This is a genomic window from Streptomyces sp. NPDC085866 (assembly GCF_044541035.1).
Taxonomy (GTDB): Bacteria; Actinomycetota; Actinomycetes; order Streptomycetales; family Streptomycetaceae; genus Streptomyces.
The window spans coordinates 636498-659351 of sequence record NZ_JBITSQ010000002.1 but is presented as its reverse complement, the minus strand read 5'-3'; the positions used below and the strand labels follow the sequence as shown (position 1 = coordinate 659351).

Annotated in this window: 18 protein-coding genes; 8 read left to right on the top strand and 10 right to left on the bottom strand. The window is 71.7% G+C overall.

Annotated features, from left to right (window positions below; all coding sequences use genetic code 11):
* Positions 1–105: 105 nt before the first annotated feature.
* Positions 106–543 carry an SPW repeat protein gene (locus tag ACIF83_RS06270; RefSeq protein WP_393476889.1) on the top strand — a complete coding sequence of 146 codons (438 nt, stop codon included), beginning with the start codon at positions 106–108 and terminating at the stop codon, positions 541–543.
* A gap of 346 nt (positions 544–889) precedes the next feature.
* Here ACIF83_RS06270 and ACIF83_RS06265 read toward each other — a convergent pair whose 3' ends face one another.
* Complete coding sequence (locus tag ACIF83_RS06265) at positions 890–2344, bottom strand: APC family permease (protein ID WP_399723861.1); 1455 nt, start codon at positions 2342–2344, stop codon at positions 890–892.
* A 119-nt stretch (positions 2345–2463) separates the two neighbouring features.
* On the opposite strand from ACIF83_RS06265, the gene ACIF83_RS06260 reads away from it, so the two are divergent.
* Positions 2464–3648 (top strand): ROK family protein, encoded by a 1185-nt coding sequence (locus ACIF83_RS06260; RefSeq protein ID WP_398138196.1) that lies wholly within the window; start codon positions 2464–2466, stop codon positions 3646–3648.
* 100 nt (positions 3649–3748) lie between these two features.
* On the top strand, positions 3749–6472 hold the full coding sequence (locus tag ACIF83_RS06255; RefSeq protein ID WP_399723858.1) for a glycosyl hydrolase 2 galactose-binding domain-containing protein: 2724 nt from the start codon (positions 3749–3751) through the stop codon (positions 6470–6472).
* A 39-nt stretch (positions 6473–6511) separates the two neighbouring features.
* Here the strand turns inward: ACIF83_RS06255 and ACIF83_RS06250 are convergent, their stop codons facing one another.
* Positions 6512–7966, bottom strand: a complete 1455-nt coding sequence (locus tag ACIF83_RS06250; RefSeq protein WP_393476901.1) for a hydrolase — start codon at positions 7964–7966, stop codon at positions 6512–6514.
* Between the two features lie 216 nt (positions 7967–8182).
* Here ACIF83_RS06250 and ACIF83_RS06245 point away from each other — a divergent pair, with 216 nt between their 5' ends.
* On the top strand, positions 8183–8446 hold the full coding sequence (locus ACIF83_RS06245; RefSeq protein WP_393476904.1) for a GlsB/YeaQ/YmgE family stress response membrane protein: 264 nt from the start codon (positions 8183–8185) through the stop codon (positions 8444–8446).
* 7 nt (positions 8447–8453) lie between these two features.
* On the opposite strand, the gene ACIF83_RS06240 is transcribed toward ACIF83_RS06245, so the two are convergent.
* Both ACIF83_RS06240 and ACIF83_RS06235 read right to left on the bottom strand, forming a co-directional pair.
* A complete protein-coding gene (locus ACIF83_RS06240) occupies positions 8454–9230 on the bottom strand; it encodes a GNAT family N-acetyltransferase (RefSeq protein ID WP_393476907.1) in 777 nt (258 codons plus the stop codon).
* Positions 9231–9245: 15 nt separating this feature from the next.
* Positions 9246–9638 (bottom strand): MerR family transcriptional regulator, encoded by a 393-nt coding sequence (locus ACIF83_RS06235; protein WP_399723853.1) that lies wholly within the window; start codon positions 9636–9638, stop codon positions 9246–9248.
* A gap of 59 nt (positions 9639–9697) precedes the next feature.
* On the opposite strand from ACIF83_RS06235, the gene ACIF83_RS06230 reads away from it, so the two are divergent.
* Both ACIF83_RS06230 and ACIF83_RS06225 read left to right on the top strand, forming a co-directional pair.
* Positions 9698–10987, top strand: coding sequence for an MFS transporter (locus tag ACIF83_RS06230; RefSeq protein WP_399723850.1), 1290 nt, complete (start codon positions 9698–9700; stop codon positions 10985–10987).
* The gene (locus ACIF83_RS06225) at positions 10971–11453 is read left to right on the top strand and encodes a nucleoside deaminase (protein ID WP_399723848.1); all 483 of its coding nucleotides are present in this window, start codon (positions 10971–10973) and stop codon (positions 11451–11453) included. The genes ACIF83_RS06230 and ACIF83_RS06225 overlap by 17 nt, the downstream gene beginning before the upstream one ends.
* 42 nt (positions 11454–11495) lie before the next feature.
* Here ACIF83_RS06225 and ACIF83_RS06220 read toward each other — a convergent pair whose 3' ends face one another.
* Positions 11496–12350: a GNAT family N-acetyltransferase gene (locus ACIF83_RS06220; RefSeq protein ID WP_399723845.1), complete on the bottom strand. Its 855-nt coding sequence runs from the start codon at positions 12348–12350 to the stop codon at positions 11496–11498.
* Positions 12351–12588: 238 nt separating this feature from the next.
* Positions 12589–13218: a chaplin gene (locus tag ACIF83_RS06215; RefSeq protein ID WP_399723842.1), complete on the bottom strand. Its 630-nt coding sequence runs from the start codon at positions 13216–13218 to the stop codon at positions 12589–12591.
* 308 nt (positions 13219–13526) lie between these two features.
* Between ACIF83_RS06215 and ACIF83_RS06210 the strand changes: the two genes are divergently transcribed.
* Both ACIF83_RS06210 and ACIF83_RS06205 read left to right on the top strand, forming a co-directional pair.
* Positions 13527–15164: an alpha/beta hydrolase gene (locus ACIF83_RS06210; protein WP_399723839.1), complete on the top strand. Its 1638-nt coding sequence runs from the start codon at positions 13527–13529 to the stop codon at positions 15162–15164.
* A 128-nt stretch (positions 15165–15292) separates the two neighbouring features.
* On the top strand, positions 15293–15856 hold the full coding sequence (locus ACIF83_RS06205; protein WP_393476925.1) for a DUF4232 domain-containing protein: 564 nt from the start codon (positions 15293–15295) through the stop codon (positions 15854–15856).
* A gap of 256 nt (positions 15857–16112) precedes the next feature.
* Here the strand turns inward: ACIF83_RS06205 and asnB are convergent, their stop codons facing one another.
* The 4 genes from asnB to ACIF83_RS06185 form a co-directional block, all read right to left on the bottom strand.
* Positions 16113–17954: an asparagine synthase (glutamine-hydrolyzing) gene (gene asnB, locus ACIF83_RS06200; RefSeq protein ID WP_393476928.1), complete on the bottom strand. Its 1842-nt coding sequence runs from the start codon at positions 17952–17954 to the stop codon at positions 16113–16115.
* A 277-nt stretch (positions 17955–18231) separates the two neighbouring features.
* Entirely contained in the window at positions 18232–19011 is a 780-nt protein-coding gene (locus ACIF83_RS06195) for an alpha/beta fold hydrolase (RefSeq protein ID WP_399723836.1), read from the bottom strand.
* A 62-nt stretch (positions 19012–19073) separates the two neighbouring features.
* Positions 19074–20213 (bottom strand): alpha/beta hydrolase, encoded by a 1140-nt coding sequence (locus ACIF83_RS06190; RefSeq protein WP_393476934.1) that lies wholly within the window; start codon positions 20211–20213, stop codon positions 19074–19076.
* A complete protein-coding gene (locus tag ACIF83_RS06185) occupies positions 20210–22825 on the bottom strand; it encodes a thioester reductase domain-containing protein (protein ID WP_393476937.1) in 2616 nt (871 codons plus the stop codon). The genes ACIF83_RS06190 and ACIF83_RS06185 overlap by 4 nt, the downstream gene beginning before the upstream one ends.
* Positions 22826–22854 lie beyond the last annotated feature (29 nt).

Sequence of the window (22854 nt, the reverse complement as noted above, 5' to 3'; positions counted from 1 at the left end):
GAGCCCTACACATAAGGGAGAAATAAGAGCAGAATGCGTAGAAGCGGCGCTTACCGCATACCACCGCAGGCGCGGTCAGGCCTGAAGTCATGAAGGAGACGAGTCATGGCCAACGTGTCGCACAGGGGTGACATGACAACCCACCCCGATGTATCCGAAATGCGGGAACGCTACGCCCGCATTGTCGGTGGTCGTGATGTGGCACTGGTGGACGGGCCGGTGTTCCTGCTCGGCCTGTACTGCGCGGCATCTCCGTGGATTCTGCACTACACGACGAGCCAGCCCGCACTCGCGACGCACAACCTGATCATGGGCATCGCGATAGGCCTGCTGGCACTCGGGTTCACCTCGACCCCCGACCGGATGTACGGCCTCAGCTGGGCCATCTGCGCCATCGGGGTCTGGATGATCATCGCGCCGTGGGTCGTGGGCAGCAGCCCGGACACCGGCGTGATCCTCAACAACGTCATCATCGGCGCGCTGGCCGTCCTCCTCGGGCTGATGTGCGCCGGCACGGCAGCGAAGAGCGTCCCCAGGCCGTAAGGGCCGGACACGAGCCATAAGGACAGGACACGAGGAAGGGAGCACCCATCGAAGGAAGTGAAGGCCACGAAAGAGAAGCGCGAGGCTGGTCCGCCCGGGCGGGCCAGCCTCGTCGCCTTGAAGACCCAGGCAGGGTCGCAGACCTTCCTTCGGATTCGATGGCCGAGTGGGGGTATGTGCACCGATTCGAATGGACCGCCGCAGGCGTCCGTTACCTGACACGTACGGCAGGCCTTGACGCACGGCAGGGCACGAAGGGGAGCCGCAGCCGGCCTGACCCGACGTACGGGGATCACCCGCGGACCCCGGGTGACGCCTGGTCAGAGGTGCACGGCGCAGGAGCCGTTCAGACCGCCGCGGGTGCGGTGTCCGGGCCCCGGCCGGCCAGGTACTCCTCGCTGATCTCCCTCGCCCCGAACGGCCACACCTTCTCCAGCCGTGCCCAGATCAGGAAGGCCACGCAGCCGAGGACCAGCCAGGCCAGGGACCACTCGATGGGGTGACGGCCCGGGGAGTTCTTGTCGGCGTAGGCGTAGATCACGCACCAGCCGGCGAAGGCCACGATGCTCGGGAGCGGGTAGAGCCACATCCGGTAAGGACGGCGCAGGGTCGCCTGCCGCTTGCGCAGGACGGAGAGGGCGATGATCTGGGCCAGCGCCTGGACGATCACCATCACCGTGGTGAGCAGCTGGATCAGCGTGGCGAGGTCGGTGTGGCGGCCGATCAGGAAGCCGACCGCGGTGATCACGCCCATGGTCGCCAGGCCCAGCATCGGGAAGCGGTGCTTCGGGTGCAGCTTCTCGTACGGGCGGAAGAAGACCCGGTCGCGGGCCGCGTCGTAGGGAACGCGGGAGCCGCCGAGCAGGCCGGTGAAGACCGAGGCGAAGGCCGTGATCAGGATGAGGACGGTGACCGTGTCGGCGGCACCCTTGCCCCAGGTCTCCTCCAGCACCGCGGAAGCCACGGAGGTGGAGGCGATGTCCTTCGGGTCGGCCATGCGGTGCCAGTCGAGGACGCCGAGCGTGCCGATCTGCAGGAGCAGGTAGATCGCCATGATGCCGAGGATCGAGAAGAGGATGGAGCGCGGCAGGATGCGGCCGGGGTCCTTGATCTCGGCGCCCATGTAGGCGGTGGTGTTGTAGCCGAGGTAGTCGTAGATGCCGATGGTCAGGCCCGCGGCGAAGCCGAGCCAGAAGTGGTTCGAGGTGAGGTCGAAGGCGTGCGCCGGGTAGGTGAAGGCCCGGTGCGGGCTGAAGTCCGTGGCCGCGGCGACGATCACCAGGAGGACCGAGGCGATCATCACGGTCCACATCACGGCGGTGATGCGGGCGATGTGTTCGATGCCGCGCCAGAGCAGCAGCACGACGAGGGCGATGACGCCGAGGCCGATCAGGTCGCCCGAGGTCCGGCCGAGGTCGGGGGCGAGGTAGCCCAGGTACTGGACGAAACCGACCACGCCGGTGGACATGATCAGCGGGATGAAGAGCATCGCCGTCCACACGAACAGGAACGGCATCAGCCGGCCGGTGCGGTACTGGAAGGCCTGGCGGAGGTAGACGTAACTGCCGCCGGAGCCGGGCATGGCGGCGCCCAGCTCGGCCCACACCAGCCCGTCGCACAGGGCCAGCACGGCGCCCGCGACGAATCCGATGACCGCCTGGGGGCCGCCGAACGCGGCGACCATCAGCGGGATCGTCACGAACGGGCCGATGCCGCACATCTGGCTCATGTTGATGGCCGTGGCCTGGAACAGGCCGACACGGCGGACGAAGCCACCGGAGGGTGGCGGGTTACCGGACATGGGGGCTCCTGACGCGAGGCACGGAGAGGGGTCTGCCGGAGGAGGCGGGATGGCCGATAAAGTTAAGGAGCCTTACTAGATACGTCAAGCATGCGTGAGTAATGCGTGAGAATGGTGCGATGCCCGCCAGCGACGCCGTAGAGCAGCACGAACAGCCCTGGAGCCGACGGCGGCTGCGCAGCGCCAACGAACGGCTGCTCCTCGACCGGCTGCGCCACGCCGGCGCCGCCTCGCGTGCCCAGCTGGCCCGGGAGACCGGCCTGTCCAAGCCGACGGTCTCCAGCGCGCTCGCCTCACTGGCGGCGGCCGGCCTCGTGCACGAGGTCGGCACCCATGCCCCCGAGCGCGGGCGCGTCGCCGTGCTGTACGCACCCGACCCGGCCGCCGGTTACGCGCTCGGCGTCGACATAGGCCGCAGCTGGCTGCGGGTCGCGCTGGCCGATCTGGACGGCACGGTGGTCGCCCGGTCCGATGTGCGCAACCCCGCCCGCGGCGCGGACGCCCTCGCCGACCTGGTCGTGGGCACCGCCCGCCAGGTCGTCGCCAACTCCGGGGTGAACCCGGCGGAGGTGGTGCACGGCGTGGTGGGCACGCCCGGGGTCTACGACGAGAAGCAGCGGCGGGTGCGCTACGCGATGCATCTGCCGGGGTGGGGCCGCGCGGGGCTGCTCGACCGCCTGCGCGGGGAGCTGGGCATACCGCTCGAGGTGCACAACGACGCCAACCTGGCCGCCCTCGGCGAGTACACGTACGGGGTCGGCGCGGGCAGCCGGCTGTTCGCGTACATCCTGATCGGCACCGGTCTCGGCATGGGAGTCGTCAGCGAGGGACGGCTGTTCACGGGAGCGCACGGGCTGGCCGGGGAGATCGGGTTCCTGCCGTGGCCCGGCCGGCAGAAGCCGGAGCGGCTGGAGGACGCGGTGTCGGGGGTGGCCGTCGTGGAGGCGGCCCGGCACTTCGGGATGCGCGGGCAGCTGACGGCGAAGGCCGTGTTCGACGCGGCCCGGCAGGGCAACACGGCCGCGGTGCAGGCTGTGGAGCTGGAGGGCGAGCGGATCGCGCACACCGTGGCGGCCGCGGCCGCGGTGCTCGACCCGGACCTCGTCGTGCTCGGCGGCGGCGTGGGCCACAGCGTGGACCTGCTGCTGCGACCGGTACGGGAACATCTGCGCACGCTGACTCCGCTGCGGCCGAAGCTCGCACCCAGCCGACTGGGTGAGGACGCGGTCCTGTTGGGCGCGGTGGCGACGGCCCTGGGCACGGCACGGGAGATGGTGTTCGAGCACAGGACGGCCGCGCCCTGAGCATCTGCCGCCGCGGCCACGGTGATTGACACCGCCCACCCTGCGCCCTAGCTTGAGGCGGGTTAGTAAAGTTTCCTAACTTTACGACCTGGAGACCGCCGTGTTCCCTCGCCCCGTCCGCAGACGCCGCCTCGCCACGGCCGCCGTGGCCCTGGGTCTGCTCTGCTCGCTGTCCACCAGTGCCTGGGCCGGGTCCCGGGATCCGGCCCCGACGCACCGGCACGCCCGGGTCACCCACGTCCCCTCCGCAGCCGGAAGCAGCACCCCGCTGTCCGGGTACGCGATCCAGTCGACAGCGAAGGTCGGCGATTCGGCACAGGCCGTCTCCTCCCCCGGCTATCCGGCGACCGACTGGTATCCGGCGGGGCCGCGCTCGACGGTCCTCGCGGCGCTGCTCGCGAGCGGCCGGTACGCGGATCCGTTCCACTCCACCAACCTGGACAAGATCCCCAGGGCCGACTTCCAGGTCCCGTGGTGGTACCGGGCCGACTTCACGGTCGCCGACACCGCCGAGCGCACCCAGCTCGACTTCAGCGGCGTGATCTCGGCAGCAGACGTCTATGTGAACGGCCGTCAGGTGGCCCGGGCCGCCGATGTCGCCGGCGCCTACACCCACCACGAGCTGGACATCTCCTCGCTGGTGAAGTCCGGTACGAACACGGTCGCCTTCCGCGTCCAGCCCAACGAGCCCAACAAGAACCTCACCATGGGCTGGATCGACTGGCTCCAGCCGCCGCCCGACCGGAACATGGGCATCGTCCGTGACGTCCTGGTCCGCCGGGGCGGCCCGGTCGCGCTGCGCGACGCACACGTGGTGACCAAGCTCGCCGTGCCGTCCCTGGCCACCGCCGACCTGACCGTCAAGGCGCAGGCCCGCAACGACTCCGGGACGGCGGTCACGGCCGAGATCTCCGGCACCGTCGCCGGGGCGGCCTTCACCAGGTCCGTGCCGCTCGCCGCGCACGAGACGAAGACCGTCACCTTCTCCCCCGCCGACGTCCCCGGACTCCACCTCACCTCGCCGAAGGTGTGGTGGCCTGCCGGCATGGGCGGGCAGCCGCTGTACGACCTGGACCTCACCGCGTCCGTCTCCGGCACGGCCTCGGACACCGCCCACGAGAGCTTCGGCATCCGCGACGTGCAGGCGCCCCTGAATTCCGACGGCGCCCGCCAGTACCGGATCAACGGCCGCAAGCTGCTGATCAAGGGCGGTGGCTGGTCGCCGGACGAGTTCCTGCGCTGGGACTCCACCTATGTGGAGGACCGGCTGAAGTACGCCCTCGACCTCGGGCTGAACACCATCCGCCTGGAAGGCCACATCGAGCCGGACGAGTTCTTCGACCTCGCCGATCGGTACGGCGTGCTCACGCTGCCGGGCTGGGAGTGCTGCGACAAGTGGGAGGGCCAGGTCAACGGCAACGGCGAGTCCGGCGACGAGTGGACCGCCGCCGACTACCCGATCGCCAAGGCATCCATGGCCGCCGAGGCCGCCCGGCTGCGCGACCACCCGAGCGTGATCTCCTTCCTGATCGGCAGCGACTACGCGCCCGACGCGACCATCGAGAAGAACTACCTGGACGCCCTGAAGGCAGCCGACTGGCCGAACCCGGTGGTCTCCTCGGCCTCCGACAGGTCCTCGCCCCGGCTGGGCAGCTCGGGCATGAAGATGTCCGGGCCCTACGACTGGATCCCGCCGAACTACTGGTACGCCAAGCGCGAGGGCGGGGCCACCGGCTTCAACTCCGAGACCAGCGCGGGCCCCGACATCCCCACGCTCGACACCCTGCGCCGGATGATGACACCCGCCGAGCTCGACACGCTCTGGAAGAACCCGGACACCCGGCAGTACCATCGCTCGCCCTCGCCCGTGTTCGGCACGCTCAAGATCTACGACACCGCCCTCACCGGCCGCTACGGCGCCCCGGCCGGCCTCACCGACTACGTGCGCAAGGCGCAGCTCGCCCAGTACGAGAACGTCCGCGCCCAGTACGAGGCCTATGCGCGCAACGCGACGGACGCGAGCAAGCCCGCCACCGGAATGATCTACTGGATGTTCAACAGCGGCTGGACCTCGCTGCACTGGCAGCTGACGGACCGCTATCTGGACCAGGGCGGCGCCTACTTCGGCGCCAAGAAGGCGAACGAGCCGCTGCACGTCCAGTACTCCTACGACGACCGCTCGGTCGTCGTGGTGAACAACCGGCACGCCCCGGCCGGCGGACTCACCGCGCGGGCCACGCTGTTCAACCCCGACGGCACACAGAAGTACGACAAGACCGTGACCGGAGTGAAGGTGAACGGCGACGGTGCGCACGGCACCGCGCTCACTGTGCCCGCGTCGGTGAGCGGCCTGTCGTCCACCTACCTGCTGCGGCTGACCCTGACCGGCGCCGACGGCAAGGAGGTGAGCCGGAACGTGTACTGGCTCTCCACCAAGGCCGACACGCTCGACTGGGCGAAGACCGACTGGTACCACACGCCGACGACCGGCTACGCCGACCTGAAGGGGCTCGCCTCGATGGCTCAGGCACCGGTGTCGGCGACGGCATCGACCGAGTCGTCCGGTGGTACGTCGACCACGACGGTGACCCTGCGCAACACGGGCAGCGGGCGGACCCCGTCGCTGTTCACGGACGTCCACCTGGTCGACGCGCAGGGGAAGCCGGTGCTGCCGGTGCGGTGGTCGGACAACGAGGCCGGTCTGTGGCCGGGCGAGTCGGTGACGCTGACCGCCACCTACCGGACCGCCGACCTGCACGGCTCGGCGCCGGGCGTGCGAATCTCCGGCTGGAACACGCCGGAGCAGACGGTGCCGGCCGCCTGACGTGCCGGGGGTGGGCCCGGTGGCCCACCCCCGCACGGCTCAGCTGACGTTGAGCGCGGTGTCGTCCACGACGAACGAGGTCTGGAGGGTGGAGCCCTCGGTGCCGGTGAACTTGATCGTGACCGTCTGGCCCGCGTAGCTCGCAAGGTTGAAACTGCGTTGGGCGTACCCGCTCGCCGCGTTCAGGTTCGAGTAGGTCGCGAGGGTCGACAGCACCGTTCCGCTGCTGTTGAGGACCTGCGCCTTCAGGGTGTCGTAGGCCGTCGAGGTGGACGTCTCGGCGGTGTCGACGTGGAGGTAGAAGCTCAGGGTGGCACTCGTGCACCCGGCCGGGATGGTCACCGACTGCGCGAGGGTGTCGGTGTGGGCGGAGCCGTAGCCGTTCAGCCAGGCCTTGTAGGAGCCGGTGCGAGCGGCCTCGCCGGTGTCGTTGCTGATGACACCGCTGGAAGCGGTCCAGGAGGTGGCGCCCGACTCGAAGCCGGGGTTGGCCAGCAGCTGGGCGGCGGTGCAGGTGCCGGTGCCGCCGCCACCGCCGCCACCACTGGTGCCCGCGCCGGCCAGCCAGGCAGTGGCGTTGAGGGCGAGGGCCGCGTTGGTGGCGCCGGAGTCGTTCCAGCCGTCGTACAGGGTGTTGCCCGACTGGCCGGTGCCGTCGTCGATCGGCGAGCTGTCGCCCCAGAAGGCGACGCGGCCGCTGCCGAAGGTGGACGTCAGGAAGAAGGCGCCGGTGTTGCCGGAGTAACCGGTGCGGTAGAGCAGGCCCTTGACGCCGGAGTTGTCGGCGGGCTTGAGCGTGGCGGTGGTGCCGCTGGCGATCAGGCTCTTGGTGACGGTGCCGAAGGATCCGTGCAGGACCGGGTCGGTGCTGTCGCTGATCGCCGACGGGTAGTCGGAGCTGATGCTCAGCGAGTCGATGGAGAAGCCGAACGGGTCGGTGGAGTCGACGCTGTTGTTCGTCATCAGATCGTTGAGGATCTCGACCGCGTCGTAGCCGTCGTTGTTGCGGTCGGCTCCGGTGTGGTCGGAGATCATGAAGAGACCGCCGCCGTTCTTCACGAAGTTCATGATCGCCGTCTTCTCGGCGGTCGTGAACATCGTGTTGGGCTCGGGCAGGACCAGCGTGTCGAAGTTCGACAGGTCGGTGGTCGAGGAGCCGCCGTAGCTGAGGCTGGAGCCCGAGGGCAGCGTCTTCAGGCTGTAGCTGCCGGTCTTCTGCAGGTCGACGCCCCAGGAGGACAGGGCGCCGGTCCAGTCCGTCTCGGCCGACGGGGAGGAGTTCTGGCCGAGCGGGTCGGGCTGGCTGGTGGAGACGATCCAGTCCGCGTTGCCGGCCGTCTCGGCGTGGGCGTTGTCGAACAGGATCCGGTGCGTGGTGGCCGCGTGCGCGGGGGTGGCGCTCGTTGTGACCTGCAGGGCTGCGGACGTGACGAGCAGCCCGAGTCCGGCCAGGGCGGTGGTGAATCTGCGGCGGGATCTCCTCGATCCGAGCATCCGGCGAACCTCCATGAGGGGTGGGGAGAGGCGGTGGGGGCGCCAAGTCTGCGCGCGTAGAACCCGCTTGAGGGTTCTACACGCGTCGATTGGTTGAAAGGTACATGGCATGACGGCTCGGTGAACAGAAAGTCCCGGCAATAAGCGGGGCGGAGTGCCTGCGGCCGGAACGGGCACATGGAACTTCAGCGGGGAACGCGACGAAGAGGGGTGGACATGGAGATCTCAGGCCTCATCAGCGCCATCGTCATCGGGCTCGTCATCGGTGTGTTGGGCCGGCTGGTCGTGCCCGGGCGGCAGCACATCGGCATGCTGTGGACCATCGTGGTCGGCATCGTCGCGGCGCTGCTGGGCTCGGCGATCGCCGCCGGGTTCGGAGTCGCGGACACCAAGGGGCCCGACTGGATCGAGTGGTTCATCCAGATCGGCCTCGCGGCCGTGGGGGTCGCCGCGCTGGACCGGGCGCAGGCTCGGCGCTGAAGGTGCGTCAACTCCCGTACAGGTAAGGGGTCGTGGTGCTCACCGCGTGGAAGCCGAGGCGTTCCAGGATCGGGCGGCTCAGCACCGAGGCGTCGACCTGGAGGTAGCGGTAGCCATGGGCGGCGGCGACACGGGCGCGGTGAGCGACCAGGGCACGGTAGATACCCCGGCCCCGCCAGGCCTCGACGGTGCCGCCGCCCCACAGTCCGGCGAAGCGGGTGCCGGGCACCAGCTCCATACGGGCGGCGCTGACCGGCTCGTCCCCGGCGAGCGCGACCACGGCGACGACCGTCCCGGGGTCGGCGGCCAGCCGGGCGAGCAGCCGGTGACGCAGCCGGGTGCCGTCGGCGCCGAAGGCCTTCTCGTGCACGTCCACGACGAGGTCGATGCCGGCCGGGTCGGTGGCCCGGACGAAGCGGATCCCCTCGGGCGGCCCGGCGTCCAGGTCGAGCCGGGCGACCTCGCCGATCAGGAGCGTCTCCTCGGGCTCCGCGCGGAATCCGGCGGCGGCGAGCCGGGGTCCGAGGTCCACCGGCCGGTCGTGGCCGTAGAGCTTCCACTCGAACTCGCGGCCGAGGCCGGTGAAGTACGCGATCTGTTCGCCGATCGCCCGGTCGGCGCTCCCCTCGTCCAGGGCGGACCACAGCACGCCGTTCCAGCCCTGCGCGTCGGCGACCTGGCGGACTACCGGGCCGGTCCGTTCGATCCGGGCGCCGGGCCCGTCCGGGCGTGCGCCCTCGCGCATGTCCCGGTCGTAGAGGGCGAGCACCGCGGCGTGATCCATGGGCTCACTCCAGCATCAGCGGCCCGGCGGGGCAACGGAATTGCCCTCCGGCCGCACCACGGACAGGTACGCGGTCAGCCGGTCGCGGTTGCGGGCCAGGCAGTCGATGCGGGCCTGGATGCGGTCGATGTGCGCCTGCAGCAGGGAGGCCGTCTGCGGGGTCACGCACTCGGCGGGCGGGTGGAGTTCCTCGGGCCCCGAGAGGTACGGCAGGATCGCTCGGATCATCTCGGTGGTGAGGCCCGAGTCCAGCAGGCCCCGGATCTGCTGGACGTCCGGGACGGCGGAGGCGGGGTAGCTGCGGTAGCCGTTGTCGGCGCGGTCGGGCCGGAGCAGGCCCTGCTCCTCGTAGTAGCGGAGCAGGCGATTGGGTACGCCGGTGCGCCGGGACAGTTCGCCGATCCTCATTCCCGCCTCCCGGTCCCCCGCTTGCCTTCACACTGATGTCAAGGTTCCACCATGGTCGCATGTCCCTGTCTTCCCAGGTCAAGGGCGGTCCGCTGCCGTGGTCGGGGCTGCTCGCCCTGTCCTGCGCCGCCTTCACGGCCGTCCTGACCGAACTTCTGCCGGCGGGTCTGCTGCCCGCGATGGCACCCCGGCTGGGGGTGACCGAGTCCCGGATCGGCTTCCTGGTCACCGCGTACGCGGCGGCTTCCTTCCTCGCGGCCGTCCCGCTCACGACGGCGCTGCGCGGGCTGCCGCGGCGGCCGGTGCTGTGCGGCGCGCTGCTGGGGTTCGCGGTCAGCGACGCGCTCGTCGCGCTGTCGTCGTCGTACGCGCTCACCTTCGCGGCCCGGCTGCTGGCCGGCGCCATGGGCGGCACGCTGTGGGCGATGCTCGTGGGCTACGCGGCCCGGATGGTGCCGGCCGCCCGGCGCGGCCGGGCCATCGCGGTCGTGCTCGCCGGGATCACCCTGGCCCTGGCCCTGGGCCTGCCCGCCGGTACGGCGCTGGCGGGTGCGGTGGGCTGGCGGGCGGCCTTCGGCTCGCTGGCCGTCCTCGCCGTACTGCTCGTGGTGTGGGTGCGGCTGCGGGTGCCCGGCTTCCCCGGCGAACCCCCGCACGCGCGCGTGCCGCTCGTCCGGGTCGCCGTACGGCCCGGGATCCGCCCGGTGCTGTCCGTGACACTGTGTCTGCTGCTGGGGCACCAGGTGATGTACACGTACGTCGCCCCGTTCGCGGCGCACGCCGGATACGGCCGTACCGGCGTGCTGCTCGCGGTGTTCGGGGCCGCCACGGTGAGCGGGATCTGGCTCACCGGCACGCTGGTCGACCGGCATCTGCGGCCCACGCTGCTGGCGGCGCTCGCCCTGTTCGCGACGGTCCTGTCGGTACTGGGCCTGGCCTCCGGTGCGCACGCGGTGCTGGTCTGCGCCGTCGCCGGGTGGGGCGTGGCCTTCGGCGGGGCGCCGACACTGATCCAGACCGCGCTCGTCGACGTCTCGGGCCCGGCCGACGCCGATGTGGCGACCTCGCTGCAGACCACGGTGTACAACGCGGGGATCGCCGCGGGTTCGCTCACGGGCGGGGTGACGCTGGACTCCCTGGGTGCCGGGGCGCTGCCCTGGACTGCGCTGCCCGCGGCCGTGCTCGCGCTGTCGACGGTCGCGGCGGGGCGCCGGCACGCCTTTCCGACCGTGCGGCACGGTGCGGCGCCGCACGGGGACCGGGCGACTGCGTCACCCTCGGTGCCCGTGGCCTGCGGCGCCGGGGATCGTGCTGCGAGGAGGTCCGTGCCCCATGGTGAAGGACGATGAGCTGGGTTGTCTGCGCCGGTGCGTCGAGCCGGCGCGTGAGGCGCTCGATGCGGGCGACGAGCCCTTCGGGTCGGTGCTCGTGGCGGCGGACGGCACGATCCTCGCCGAGGACCGCAACCGGGTGGCCGCCGGGGACCGCACCCGGCATCCGGAGTTCGAGCTGGCCCGCTGGTCGGCCGCCCACCTCACGCCCGCGGAGCGGGCCGCCGCCACCGTCTACACCTCGGGCGAGCACTGCCCGATGTGCGCGGCAGCGCACGCCTGGGTCGGGCTCGGCCGCATCGTGTACGTCGCCTCGTCCGAACAACTCGTTTCCTGGCTGCCCGAGTTGGGCGTGCCCGCGGCTCCGGTGCGGGCGCTGCCCGTGCGTGAGGTGGCCCCCGGTGCGGCCGTAGAGGGACCGGTGCCCGAGCTGGTCGAGGAGGTATGGGACCTCCACCGCCGCTGTCACGCGGACGGCCGCTGACCGGCGCTTCACACCCACCGCTGTCGACCGGCGCCGGCCCCCTCAGCCGAGTTCGAGCGTGGCGACACCGAAGATCCGCTCGCGGGCGTGTTCCCGGACCGGCCCGGTGTACATCCGGGCGGTCTCGAACGAGGCGCTGAAGCCGGCCTCCTCGGCCAGTGCGACGCCGGCCGTGTTCGGTTCGGGGACGTCGATCGCGACCTCGTGGCCGGCGGCCTCGGCTGTGAGCGCGGCGAACAGGGCCCGGGCGTCGCCGGCGGTGTCGGCGAAGAGCGGGCCGATGCGCAGGTTGTCGTGGCCGGGCCGGATCACGCCGTAGCCGGTGAGGCGGTCGCCGTCGTGGCGGACGAACGCGCGGTGACCGGGACCGGCGAGCCACTCGGCGAGGAAGCGCGGGCGGTCGGCCGGGGAGCAGGCGCTGTCGTAGGCGGTGACGGCGGGCAGGTCGGCGGGCCCGGCGGGACGGACGCCCTCGGGCATCCGGCTCTGCGGGGCGGTGCCGGTGAAGCGGATGGTGCGGTAGGCGAGTTCGAAGCCGGACTGGCGGTAGTTGTCCTGCTGGGCCACGACTCCGTCCAGGCCGACGGTGCGGTTCCCGGCGTGGGCCAGGGCCGTCTTCCAGGTGGCCAGGCCGTGGCCGTGGCCGCGCAGGTCCGGGCGGACGAGGTAGCAGCCGAGGAAGGCGTAGTCGGAGCCGTAGTTCACGACGGAGACGGCCGACACCGGCTCCCCGTCGACCCTGCCCAGGAAGAACCCGTCCGGGTCCTGGGCGAAGAAGGCCGGACCGTCCGACAGTCCGGGATTCCACCCCTCCGCCGCCGCCCACCCGCTGATCACCGGCCAGTCGGCGAGGGTGGCCTGCGTGACGACGAGGTCCTGGGGGGCCGGAGAGGTCATCGGTGCGCTCCATTGCGTGGGGGTCGGACGTGCTGGACGGCGCGGTGCGGCGACCGCGCCCGCAGCATCCTTGCCGATCAACGCGGGCCGCGCCACGCACGGTTCGGCCGTTACGGCGCCCACGACGCGCCACTTCGGACCCAGTTGGCAGCGCGCGCCGGACATGGCCCCGGACCGGCCCACACCGACGGCCCCACCGGGCCGGCGTCCGGCGGGGCCGCTCTGCGCGCGGGGAGGGTCAGCGGTCCCGACCGGGGCGGAAGCGGCGGTACAGGGTCGCGCCGGTGAGCAGGAGGGCGGCGCTGCCGGCGACCGCTGGGGCCGTGACGTCGGCTCCGGTGTGGGCCAGGGTGGCCCCGGGCGGCTGCGGGGCGGGGTGCGGGGTGTGCGGGGTGTGCGGGTGGGACTTGATGGGGGCCGGCGGCTTCGGGTTCGGTGCCGGGTGGTGGGTGTTGACCGAATGGTTGCCCGTGGCCGGGTTGCCCACGCCGGCGACGTCGACGGAGTTGCCGCTGACGTTCACCGGCAGGTGGACGGGGAGCTGAACGGTGTTGCCGGACAGCACACCGGGCGAGTCCTTCGTGCCGCCCTGCGCCGACGCACCACCGGACGTCGACGAGGCATCCGTGCCGCCACCGCCGCCGTTCGCGCAGACGTTGCCGGCCGCGGGGTCGAGCAGCCCCACCACGTTCACGGTGTTGCCGCACAAGTTCACCGGAACGTGCACCGGGAGCTGAACGGTGTTGCCGGAGAGCACACCGGGCGAGCCCGCCGCCGAGCCGTCGGCGGCAGCCCCGTCGGCCGCGAAGGCGGCGGACGCCGGCATCGCCACGGCCATCGCGCCGGAGGCGGCGACGACAGCGATCACACCGTTTCGGGTAGCCCGTCTCATAGGTTTCCCTGCCTTCCAGACTTCGTCGCGGGCACTCACCCGCACCCCAGAAAACGCAGACGAACCATCCGAGTTATGGCTTATCGGCCTTTCACCCCGTCGAGTGACGTGATCGTTCGAACCGCGCGCAAAGTAATCGAAAGATCATTGATCATGACGGAAGCCTCGAAGGATAGATCATCGGACATGACCCTGCTCGCCCGGAGGCGACCTGCACGAGGCCCGCTTATGGTGAGCGAGGGCGCGGCCCCGGTCCGTGGCGGGTGCGCCCCGGGAGGCGATCGATGCTGGTCAAGCTGTCCACACGGCCCGCGGTGCGGCGCTGCGCGGGCGCCGGAGCCCTCACGCTGGCGCTGCTCGGGTCCGGGCTGCCCGCGGCGACCGCCGCCGACCAGCCGCAGCCGGACCTGTCCCGGTTCTACCGGCAGAAGCCGTCCTGGGCCGCCTGCGAGGGCCCGGACATGCCGAAGGATCTCCAGTGCGCCAAGGTGACCGTCCCGCTCGACTACGAGCACCCGAACGCGGGCACCCTCGACCTGGCCCTGGCCCGGTACCGGGCCACCGGTAAGTCGCGGGGCTCGGTGCTGCTGAACTTCGGCGGGCCCGGCGGCGCGGGCATCCCCGAACTCTCCGGAGGCGGCAAGGAGTTCATGGAGCTGACCAACGGCTATGACGTGGTCACCTTCGATCCGCGCGGCGTCGGCCGCTCCTCCCCCGTCAGCTGCGGCCAGGGCACCGAGGAGGCCTCGGCGGCGATGGGCCAGAACGCCGACATCGGCCATCCCCAGGCCCTGCTGCAGAAGCTGCGACAGGCCGCCGACCAGTGCGCCAGGCACTCCGGCCCGGTCCTGCGACACATAGGCACCGTGAACGCCGCCCGGGACATGGACGTCATCCGCCAGGCCCTCGGCGACAAGAAGCTCAACTACCTGGGCTTCTCCTACGGCACCCGACTCGGCGCGGTGTACGCGGCGCAGTTCCCGCACAAGCTCGGCCGGATGGCCCTGGACGGCGTGGACACCCTGACCGAGCCGCTGTCCGAGCAGGGCCTGGCCGGCGCCGAGGGGCAGCAGACCGCGCTCGACGACTTCCTGGACTGGTGCACGACGGACATCGCGTGCCCGTTCGGGCAGGACCGGCGCATGGCCGGGCACCAGGTCGTCCAGCTGGTGCGCTCACTCGACGAGAACCCGGTGCCCACGGACTTCGGCGGCGCGTTCTCCGGCCAGGACCTGGTGGGCGCCATCGGGCAGGCCCTGTACAGCAAGGAGCTGTGGCCCTCCCTGGAGCGTGCGCTCGTCTCGCTGGTCGAGGACGGCGACACGCGGCGGCTGCTCAGCCTCACCTCCGGCGGCGGTTTCGCGCTGCCCGTCCGCGAGGGCGGCCAGGGGAAGGGCCCGGGCGGCGCGAGGCGGGACGGCGGGCTCGTGGACGCCCAGGACGTCCCGGCGGACAACCTGTCGGCCGCGCTGATGGCGATCAACTGCGCGGACGACCCCGACCGGCCCGGCGAAGCGCAGATCACCAGGGACCTGAAGGATCTCCAGGCCGCCTACGACCATGCGTCGCCGGTCTTCGGCCGCTTCCGGCTCACCCAGCTGCTGATGTGCTACGGCCGCCCCAAGGGCACGAACTTCATCCGCGACCGGGTCAAGAACCTCCACTCGGCCAAGATGCTGCTGGTGGGCACGCGCGGCGACCCGGCGACGCCGTATCGCTGGACCCAGGAGACGGCCGGACGGCTCGGCTCCTCCGCCGTGGTGCTCGACAACAGGGGCGACGGACACACCGGCTACTCGTCGTCCATGTGCGTGCACCGCAAGGTCAACGACTTCCTGCTGTACGGCACGCTGCCACCGAGCGGCAGCTCCTGTCCCGCGGACGGGAACACCTGGAGCTCCACCGCGAACACCGCCAATTGATGACAGGAGCAGCGCAAACGGGTATCAGGCGCGATTCCGGCACAACCTCCCGGCCGGCCCTGACGTCACACTGGACAGGCGCGCCTCGGCCCGCCGTACCCGTACGTGACCGTGACAGGGGAACCGCCATGCGTATCCGCGCCGCCATCGCCGTACCCGCCGTCTCCGCCGCAACGGCGGCTCTGCTGCTCACCGCGCCGCCGAGCCAGGCGGCCGCGGGGCACGCCCAGCCCGCCCGGTGTGCGGAGAAGGCGCTGAGCCTGCGGGCGAAGGCCGTGCCCGGCGATCCCTCCGTGGTGCGGGTCGGGGTGACCAACATCAGCGCCCGGGCCTGCGTCGTCGACCGGGTGCCCACGGTCACCTTCGGTGACCTGGACGGGGCCGCGCTGCCGGTGCCGGAGGGCGGTGGGGGTACCTCCCTGCTCGAGCGAAGCCGAGAGCTTGGGGGAGGCACGTACCGGCTCGGGGCCGGAAAGACCGCCTACGCGGCCGTACGCACCATCGCCGACCCGGCGGACCCCGAGGCCCGCCGGGTGGACGCGATCACGGTGGCCGCGTCGGCGTCCCAGTGGGGCCGCGTCTTCACCGCCGCACAGCTCGGCACCGGGAGCCAGGTCCGGGTGTGGGAGCCGGTGACGACGTGGTGGCAGCCGACGGCGGCGGCCGCGGACCGGGCGCTCGGCCGCGGCTGAGGACCGGTTCCAGGGAACCGCGGACCGGGCACTTGACCGCAGCCGAGGACCGGCTCCAAGGAACCGCGGACCGAACACTCGGCCGCAGCCGAGGACCGGCTCCAGGGAACCGCGGACCAAGCCCCCGGCCCTCAGCTCAAGGCCGGCTCCCTGAGCCGCGGACAGGGTTCCCGGCCCCACCTGACCGCCGACTCCACAGAGCCGCGGACCAGGCCCTCGGCCTGGTCCGGGAAGCAGGGGACCCGGCGTCGGGGCCTCAGCCGAGGGTCAGTTCCGGGTTGTAGAGGTCCAGCCACTGGGCGAGGTCCAGGGCGCGCTCCAGACCGCGGCGGGCCACCTGGGTGCTGACGGGGGTGTCGCGTTCGGCGGCCTCCCGGACCCGCTCCCGGTCGACCAGGTCGAAGACGGGGTGGGAGGGCCGGGCGAGGAGGTCCTTGACCTGGACCTGCAGGGCCAGGGCGTACCGCGGGTCCTGGGTGGACGGGTACGGGCTCTTGACCCTGTCGTACACCGACCGCGGCAGGAGGTCCGCGGTGGCCTCCCTGAGCAGGCTCTTCTCCCGGCCGTCGAAGGACTTCAGCGACCAGGGCGTGTTGTAGACGTACTCGACGAGCCGGTGGTCGCAGAACGGCACCCGCACCTCCAGGCCGACAGCCATGCTCATCCGGTCCTTGCGATCGAGCAGGGTGCGGACGAAACGGGTCAGGTGCAGGTGGCAGATCTGCCGCATCCGGTACTCGAAGTCGCTCTCGCCGTCCAGGCGGTGGATGGCGGCGACGGCGGTGCGGTAGCCGTCGGCGATGTATCGCTCCAGGTCCAGGGTCTTGGCCAGGTCGGGGCGCAGTACGTCGGCGTCGTCGCCGAAGTGGCGGCCGAAGCTCACCAGCCAGGGGAAGGTCTCGGCGCGGCGGGCCTCCTCGTCGAAGAACTGCAGGTAGCCGCCGAAGACCTCGTCGGCGGACTCGCCGGACAGGGCGACCGTGGACTGGTCCCGGATGGCTCGGAAGAGCAGCAGCAGCGAGGTGTCCATGTCGCCGAAGCCGACCGGCAGATCGCGGGCGCGGATCACCTTCTCGCGCACGCCCGCGTCGGCGAGGGACTGGGCGTCCAGGACGATGTCCTGATGGTCGGTGCGGGCGAGCCGGGCCACGTCGTGCACGAAGGGGGTGTCCGGGGTGCCGCGCAGCTCGTCGGCGACGAAGTTGTCGGTCTGGCCGACGAAGTCGACGGAGAAGCTGCGGACCTTCTCGCCGTGCTCGGCGAGCTGCCGGGCGGCCAGCGCGGTCATGGCGGAGGAGTCGAGGCCGCCGGAGAGCAGGGTGCAGCGCGGGACGTCGGCGACCAGCTGGCGGCGCACGATGTCGTCGAGGAGCGAGCGGACGGTGGCGACGGTGGTGTCGCGGTCGTCGGTGTGCGGGCGAGTCTCCAGCCGCCAGTAGACGCGGGTGCGCAGGCCCGTACGGTCGATGGTGACGACGGTGCCGGGTTCGACCTCGTGCATGCCGTCCCACACGGCGTGTCCGGGCGTCTTGACCATGGTGAACAGCTCGCGCAGGCCGTCCAGGGCGACGCGCGGCCGGACGAGCGGGTTGGCGAGGATCGCCTTGGGTTCGGAGCCGAACAGGACGCCGTCCGGGGTCGGGTGGTAGTAGAACGGCTTGATGCCCATGCGGTCGCGGATCATCACCAGCCGGTCGTGGCGTGCGTCCCACACGGCGAAGGCGTACATGCCGTTCAGTCGCTCGGCGACGGCGTCGCCCCATTCGAGGTAGCCGTGGAGGACTACCTCGGTGTCGGAGTCGGTCGTGAACCGGTGGCCTCGGTCGGTGAGTTCGCGGCGGAGTTCGGTGAAGTTGTACGTCTCGCCGGAGTAGACGAGGGCGACGGCCCCCTCGGGGGTGCGGACGGACATCGGCTGGCGGCCGCCGGGGAGGTCGATGATCGCGAGGCGGCGGTGACCCAGGGCGGCGGGGCCCTCGGCCCAGGTGCCCCGGTCGTCCGGGCCACGGCAGGCCATCGTCTCGGTCATCGCATGCAAGGCGGTGGACTCGGTGGTCAGGTCACGGTCGAAGGAGACCCATCCGGTGATGCCGCACATGCGCTACCTCCTGCCTCCGGCCCGCGGCCGTCCCCTCGCTCACCTGTGCTTTCCGGGGTGGAGAGAAGGCGACCGCCGAACCGGTTGTATCGAGCACCTATATGACGAGCCTCCGTCAGGCGCTCGCGGCGGTCAACGCGGGCGTAACACGGACGGCCCAGACTCCCTCAGGGTTTCGGCCGCGTTTTGCCCACGCGAAATCGAAGAACCGCCGTGACACCGGGCCGGCCCGGCAGGAACCGGCCACGGGCAAAAACTTCGCCAAGCACCTCCAGCACTAGGCCTTCGCAGTCAGAAACCAGTCGAGCGCCGCGGTGAGTTCGGCCGGCTTCTCCACGGGCAGCTCATGGCCCGCGTCGATGATGCGCACGACCGCGTTCGGGTAGGCCTTCGCCATCCGGAGCATCTGCCGCACGGGCAGCTGGATGTCGTGAAAGCCGTGCACCATCAGGGTGGGCGTGGCGATCTCACCGGCGCGGTCGAGGAGGTCGAAGGCCCGCATGGCGCCGTACAGGGTCATGACGACCTCGCGCGGGGTGTCGGCGGAGGAGCGGATGTACTCCCGGACCTCCTCGCGCGGGTACCCCGGGGCGAAGGCCCGCTGGATGTTGGTCGCGACGAACAGCTTGTACGGCACCAGGGTGGACGCGGCCATGAGCAGGCCCCGGCCTCGGTTGTAGGTCATCCGCCCGATGGAGTTGACCAGCACCATCCGCTCCACCCGCTCCGCGTGGGAGAGGGCGATGGTCTGGGAGATCATCCCGCCCATCGAGTGGCCGACCAACACGAACCGCTCCACCTCCAGGTGGTCGAGGAGGGCGAGGACGTCCTTCGCCAGCTCCGCGATCGTGCGCACCCCGGCCCCCGTGCTCTCGCCGTGCCCGCGCAGGTCCAGCCGGATTACCCGCCGGCCGGCGGAGAAGTGCTCCAGCTGGTGGTCCCAGCGGTGCCGGTTCGCGGTCCAGCCGTGCACGAACATCACGGGCACGTCCGCGCCGTCACGGGGGCCCTCGTCGTCGTACGTCAGTACGGCTCCGTCGACGTCGAGCTGCGGCATGGGGGCCTCCTGGGTGCGCTGCGGTTACTGTCCGGTACGGTAACCGGCCGCGCGCCCCGCCGTCACCGGCGTTCCCCGAGGAATTCGAGGATGTGCCCGAAGACGTCGAGGGCGGCGCCCCGGCCCAGGAACGTGTCCAGGTGTCCGTAGCCCGGGATCTCGGTGTAGGAGACGTCCAGCTGCGGCTGCCGACGGGCCAGCACCTCGTGGCAGAGCCGCTGCGAGTCCAGCCACAGCCCGTTCTCGCTGCCCGAGAGCAGCAGGACGGGAGTGTCGATGCGGGCGGCCGCGTCCAGGGCGTTCTGCGGCAGTGCGCGGTAGCGGTGGTCGGTGTCGTGCCAGCGGACCACGCTGCGGGCCAGCTCGATCCGGCGCAGGTGGGGCAGGATCCACAGCGGGGCGGGGCCGAGCAGCTCGGCGAGCCGGTCGTGGGTGGCCTCGGCCAGGTTCTCGTGGACGAACAGCGAGGCGCCCGTGCCCCAGGCCGAGTGGTGCAGGATCTGGCAGGTCGGATCGGGGCAACTCGCCCTGCGGGCGGCCAGGGCGAACAGCGGGGTGTACTTCGACCACAGGCCCACTTTGCGGAAGTCGACCGGGATGTGGTCGATCCGGGTCTTCAGCAACTCCCCCGCCACGGACATCCGCAGCGATGTCCGCCCCGCCAGCCTGGGCGTCAGGAAGACTCCTTGCGAGACCACTCCGGCCAGCCCCGGCACCAGCCCGGCCGTCATGCTCAGCGACAGGGTGAGCGAGCCGATGCAGTGCGCGACCACGAACAGCGGGCGCTCGCCGATGCGCCCACGGATGTGGGCGACGGCCTCGGGGATGTCGTACAGCGCCACGTCGTCGTAGGTGTAGCGTCGGCCGGTCTCGTTGTACGGCAGCCGGCAGCTGCCCCGCCAGTCCAGCAGCCAGGGCTCGTAGCCGTCGTCGAGGAGCGCGTCCACGAGGTTGCGGGTCTCGGGCAGCAGGAACATGTCGGCGGAGGCGGTGTGCCCGTGCAGGAGCAGCACGGCGGGCCGGCCCGTGTCCCCGGTGTCGACGCGGGTCAGGCCGAGACGGACGCCGTCGCTCGTGCGGAACGGGATCTCCTCGACACGGGCCGGGTCGAGGCGGTGGCGCAGAGGGCGGAGGGCCGCGGTGGTGCGGACCCTGCGGAGCGCCGGCCGGGCCGTCCGGGAGGAGGTGGACCTGAAGATCATCGGTGGTGCTCCGTGAGGGTGGGGGTGCGGCGCAGGTCGAGAAGGTCCGCCGCGGCCCGGGCGAACGGGGCGAGCAGGCCGCGGCCCATCTCCAGGCCGAACCAGGCGAGCCAGGTCAGCTTGGCGGCCCGCTTCTCCTGACCGGTCAGGCGCGGGTCCACCCTGATGCCGTCGATCTGGTCGCGGACGTAGGAATCGGCGGGTACGACGACCTCGCCCAGCAGACTCGCGGCCTCGCCCTCGCGGCCGATCTCCACGGTGAGCGCGCGGGTCTGCCGCCACAGGTCCCGGCGGGCCCGCGCGTACTTACGGCCCTCCAGCCACCACTGACCGCCGTCCGCGTCGCGCAACCTCAGCCGGTAGCGCAGGAGTTGGTGACGGAGGCCGTGCTGGAGCGGGATGCCCTCCTCGGGGCGGACCCAGACGTCGCCACGCTCCACGGTGAGCGGCTCGGGGTGGACCGCCGGGCAGGTCACCTCGCCCGTGACGTCCACGCGGCGCTCCTTGACCAGCTGGTACATGCTGGCGATGGACAGGGTGAGCGCCATCGAGCACGGCGTCTCGGCGGCCGCTCCGACCGGGCCGACGGTGCCCTCGGTCGTCTCGGCGAACCAGAGGTAGGGCTGGTCGTCCTTGTGCGGAAGCCGGGCGAGGCCGTCGTCGGCGAGCTTCTCGAAGGTCTTCAGCTGGGCCTGGGCGTCGTACCGGGCGGCGGGCGTGAGGCCGAGGGCGGCGACCAGGGCGTCGGTGCGGTCCGCGACGGCGGCGGGGCCCTTCAGGGTCGCCTCGCACAGCTTCAGCGCGGTGGGGCTCTGCAACACCCGTGAGAGGAAAGCGAGTTCGGGCACGGGCTCGGCCTGCAGGCGGGCGAGCGTGTCGGTGCGCCACTCGTCCCAGTCCTGGACGCGGACGTGCATGCCGCCCAGGGCCATGTCCTGTACGACGTCGTCCAGGGTGTTGGGCACGCCCGTGAGGTTGTAGTCGAAGCCCCACGCGTCGGGCTCGCAGATCGCGGCGACCGCGACCCGGCTGACCCAGTCGACGGGGGCCGCGTTGAGGTAGCGGAACGCCGGTACGGTGCGGAAGCGGCCGAAGGCGGAGATCAGGCCGCTGCTGAGGTCCAGCGGGTTGTACGCGCCGGTCTTCGTGTGGCCGCCGATGCCGCCCGGGCGGAGCGCGGTGACGACGAGTCCGTGGTCGCGCGCGCGGCGCAGCGCGACCTCGGCGGCCCACTTGGACTGGTCGTAGCCGGAGATGAGCCGGTCGACGTGGGCGAGGGGGTCGTCCTCGCCCATGGACGTGATGCCGACCTCGTTGAACACGGCGATGGACGAGATGTGGTGCAGCGGCTTGGGCCGGCCGGTCGCGGCGAGTTCGGCGAGGGTGAGCGCACCGAGGACGTTGCTGCTTCTCAACGACTGGTAGCCGCGCAGGAAGTCCACGGCGGCCGCCACGCCGACGATGCTGTCGAGTTCGTACGCGAGGGTGTGCCACTGCTCGTCGGTGAGGCCGAGACGCGGGCTGCGGATGTCCCCGGGCAGCACGGTGATGCGCCGGCGTGTCTCCGAGGACCACGGCAGCTTGTAGCTGCGCAGCTGAGCGCCGAGCCGTTCGGTCGCGGCCGCCTCGTCGGCCGCACGGACCAGGCAGTACACATGCGCGTCGCTGTGCCGCAGCAGGTCGAGCAGCATGTGGCTGCCGAGGAACCCGGTCGCACCGGTCAGCAGGATCCGGCGCGGCGGAAGCGGTTCCGGTACGTCGGCGAAGGGCAGCCGGTCGGCGAGGGCGAGGTCGGCCAGGATCTGGTCGAGGTCTTCCTGCCGGGCCCGGGAGTGGGGCGCGTCGGGCCGGTACGGGGTGGCGGGTGGGGTGCGGGGGGACGGGATGGGGAGGGTGTGGGGGGCGGGCGCCGGCGATGCGAGGGGGGCGGACGTGCTCGAGGGGGCCCGGGAGACGCCGGGCACGGCGAAGGCGGCCGGCGCGGCCGAAGGGGCGGTGGGTGCGGTGATACCCGGTGCCGCGGCGAGGGGTGCCGGCACGGCCGAGGAGGCCGTGTCCTGCGAAGCCCCCGGTGCGCCGAAGGCCACCGGCGCGGCCGAGGAGCCCGCGTCATGAGAGACCCCCGATGCGCCGAGAGCCACCGGCCCGGCCGGATGCACCGCGGGTGCGGAGATGCCCGGTGCCGCGGCGAGGGGTGCCGGCGCGGCCGAGGGCGTCGGTGTCGTCGTCGCTTCGACCAGCAGAAGCCACCTTCGGGCCAGACTCGCCGGGCGGGCGTCCGCGAAGACCTCGTCGAGGTCGATCTCGATGCCCAGCTCGGCCTCCAGTTCGGCGGCCAGCTCGACCGCGTCGACGGACGTGCCGCCCGCGTCGAAGAAGTCGGCTTCGGGCGCCAGTCGGCCGGAGGGCAGATGCCGGCCGGCCGCGGCGGCGATGGTGGCCGTCAGACCCGCCAGATCGGGCGCCGGGGCCGGGGCGGGCGCGGGCTCGGTGCCCGCCGCCCGCACCTTGGCCAGCAGGTCGGACACGCCGAGTCCGCCGCCGCCGCGCTCGATCGACTCGGCGATCGCCCGCCGGCCGGCGTAGGCCGACTCCTCGTTCACGTCACGCATGAAAGCCCTTCGCATTGTGCTCGGTCTTG

What these genes read in the sequence shown, in the direction of transcription:
- ACIF83_RS06270 (WP_393476889.1), top strand. Translation starts at nt 106, where the DNA reads ATGGCCAACGTGTCGCACAGGGGTGACATGACAACCCACCCCGATGTA.
- ACIF83_RS06265 (WP_399723861.1), bottom strand. Translation starts at nt 2,344, where the DNA reads ATGTCCGGTAACCCGCCACCCTCCGGTGGCTTCGTCCGCCGTGTCGGC.
- ACIF83_RS06260 (WP_398138196.1), top strand. Translation starts at nt 2,464, where the DNA reads ATGCCCGCCAGCGACGCCGTAGAGCAGCACGAACAGCCCTGGAGCCGA.
- ACIF83_RS06250 (WP_393476901.1), bottom strand. Translation starts at nt 7,966, where the DNA reads ATGCTCGGATCGAGGAGATCCCGCCGCAGATTCACCACCGCCCTGGCC.
- ACIF83_RS06245 (WP_393476904.1), top strand. Translation starts at nt 8,183, where the DNA reads ATGGAGATCTCAGGCCTCATCAGCGCCATCGTCATCGGGCTCGTCATC.
- ACIF83_RS06240 (WP_393476907.1), bottom strand. Translation starts at nt 9,230, where the DNA reads ATGGATCACGCCGCGGTGCTCGCCCTCTACGACCGGGACATGCGCGAG.
- ACIF83_RS06235 (WP_399723853.1), bottom strand. Translation starts at nt 9,638, where the DNA reads ATGAGGATCGGCGAACTGTCCCGGCGCACCGGCGTACCCAATCGCCTG.
- ACIF83_RS06230 (WP_399723850.1), top strand. Translation starts at nt 9,698, where the DNA reads ATGTCCCTGTCTTCCCAGGTCAAGGGCGGTCCGCTGCCGTGGTCGGGG.
- ACIF83_RS06225 (WP_399723848.1), top strand. Translation starts at nt 10,971, where the DNA reads ATGGTGAAGGACGATGAGCTGGGTTGTCTGCGCCGGTGCGTCGAGCCG.
- ACIF83_RS06220 (WP_399723845.1), bottom strand. Translation starts at nt 12,350, where the DNA reads ATGACCTCTCCGGCCCCCCAGGACCTCGTCGTCACGCAGGCCACCCTC.
- ACIF83_RS06210 (WP_399723839.1), top strand. Translation starts at nt 13,527, where the DNA reads ATGCTGGTCAAGCTGTCCACACGGCCCGCGGTGCGGCGCTGCGCGGGC.
- ACIF83_RS06205 (WP_393476925.1), top strand. Translation starts at nt 15,293, where the DNA reads ATGCGTATCCGCGCCGCCATCGCCGTACCCGCCGTCTCCGCCGCAACG.
- asnB (WP_393476928.1), bottom strand. Translation starts at nt 17,954, where the DNA reads ATGTGCGGCATCACCGGATGGGTCTCCTTCGACCGTGACCTGACCACC.
- ACIF83_RS06195 (WP_399723836.1), bottom strand. Translation starts at nt 19,011, where the DNA reads ATGCCGCAGCTCGACGTCGACGGAGCCGTACTGACGTACGACGACGAG.
- ACIF83_RS06190 (WP_393476934.1), bottom strand. Translation starts at nt 20,213, where the DNA reads ATGATCTTCAGGTCCACCTCCTCCCGGACGGCCCGGCCGGCGCTCCGC.
- ACIF83_RS06185 (WP_393476937.1), bottom strand. Translation starts at nt 22,825, where the DNA reads ATGCGTGACGTGAACGAGGAGTCGGCCTACGCCGGCCGGCGGGCGATC.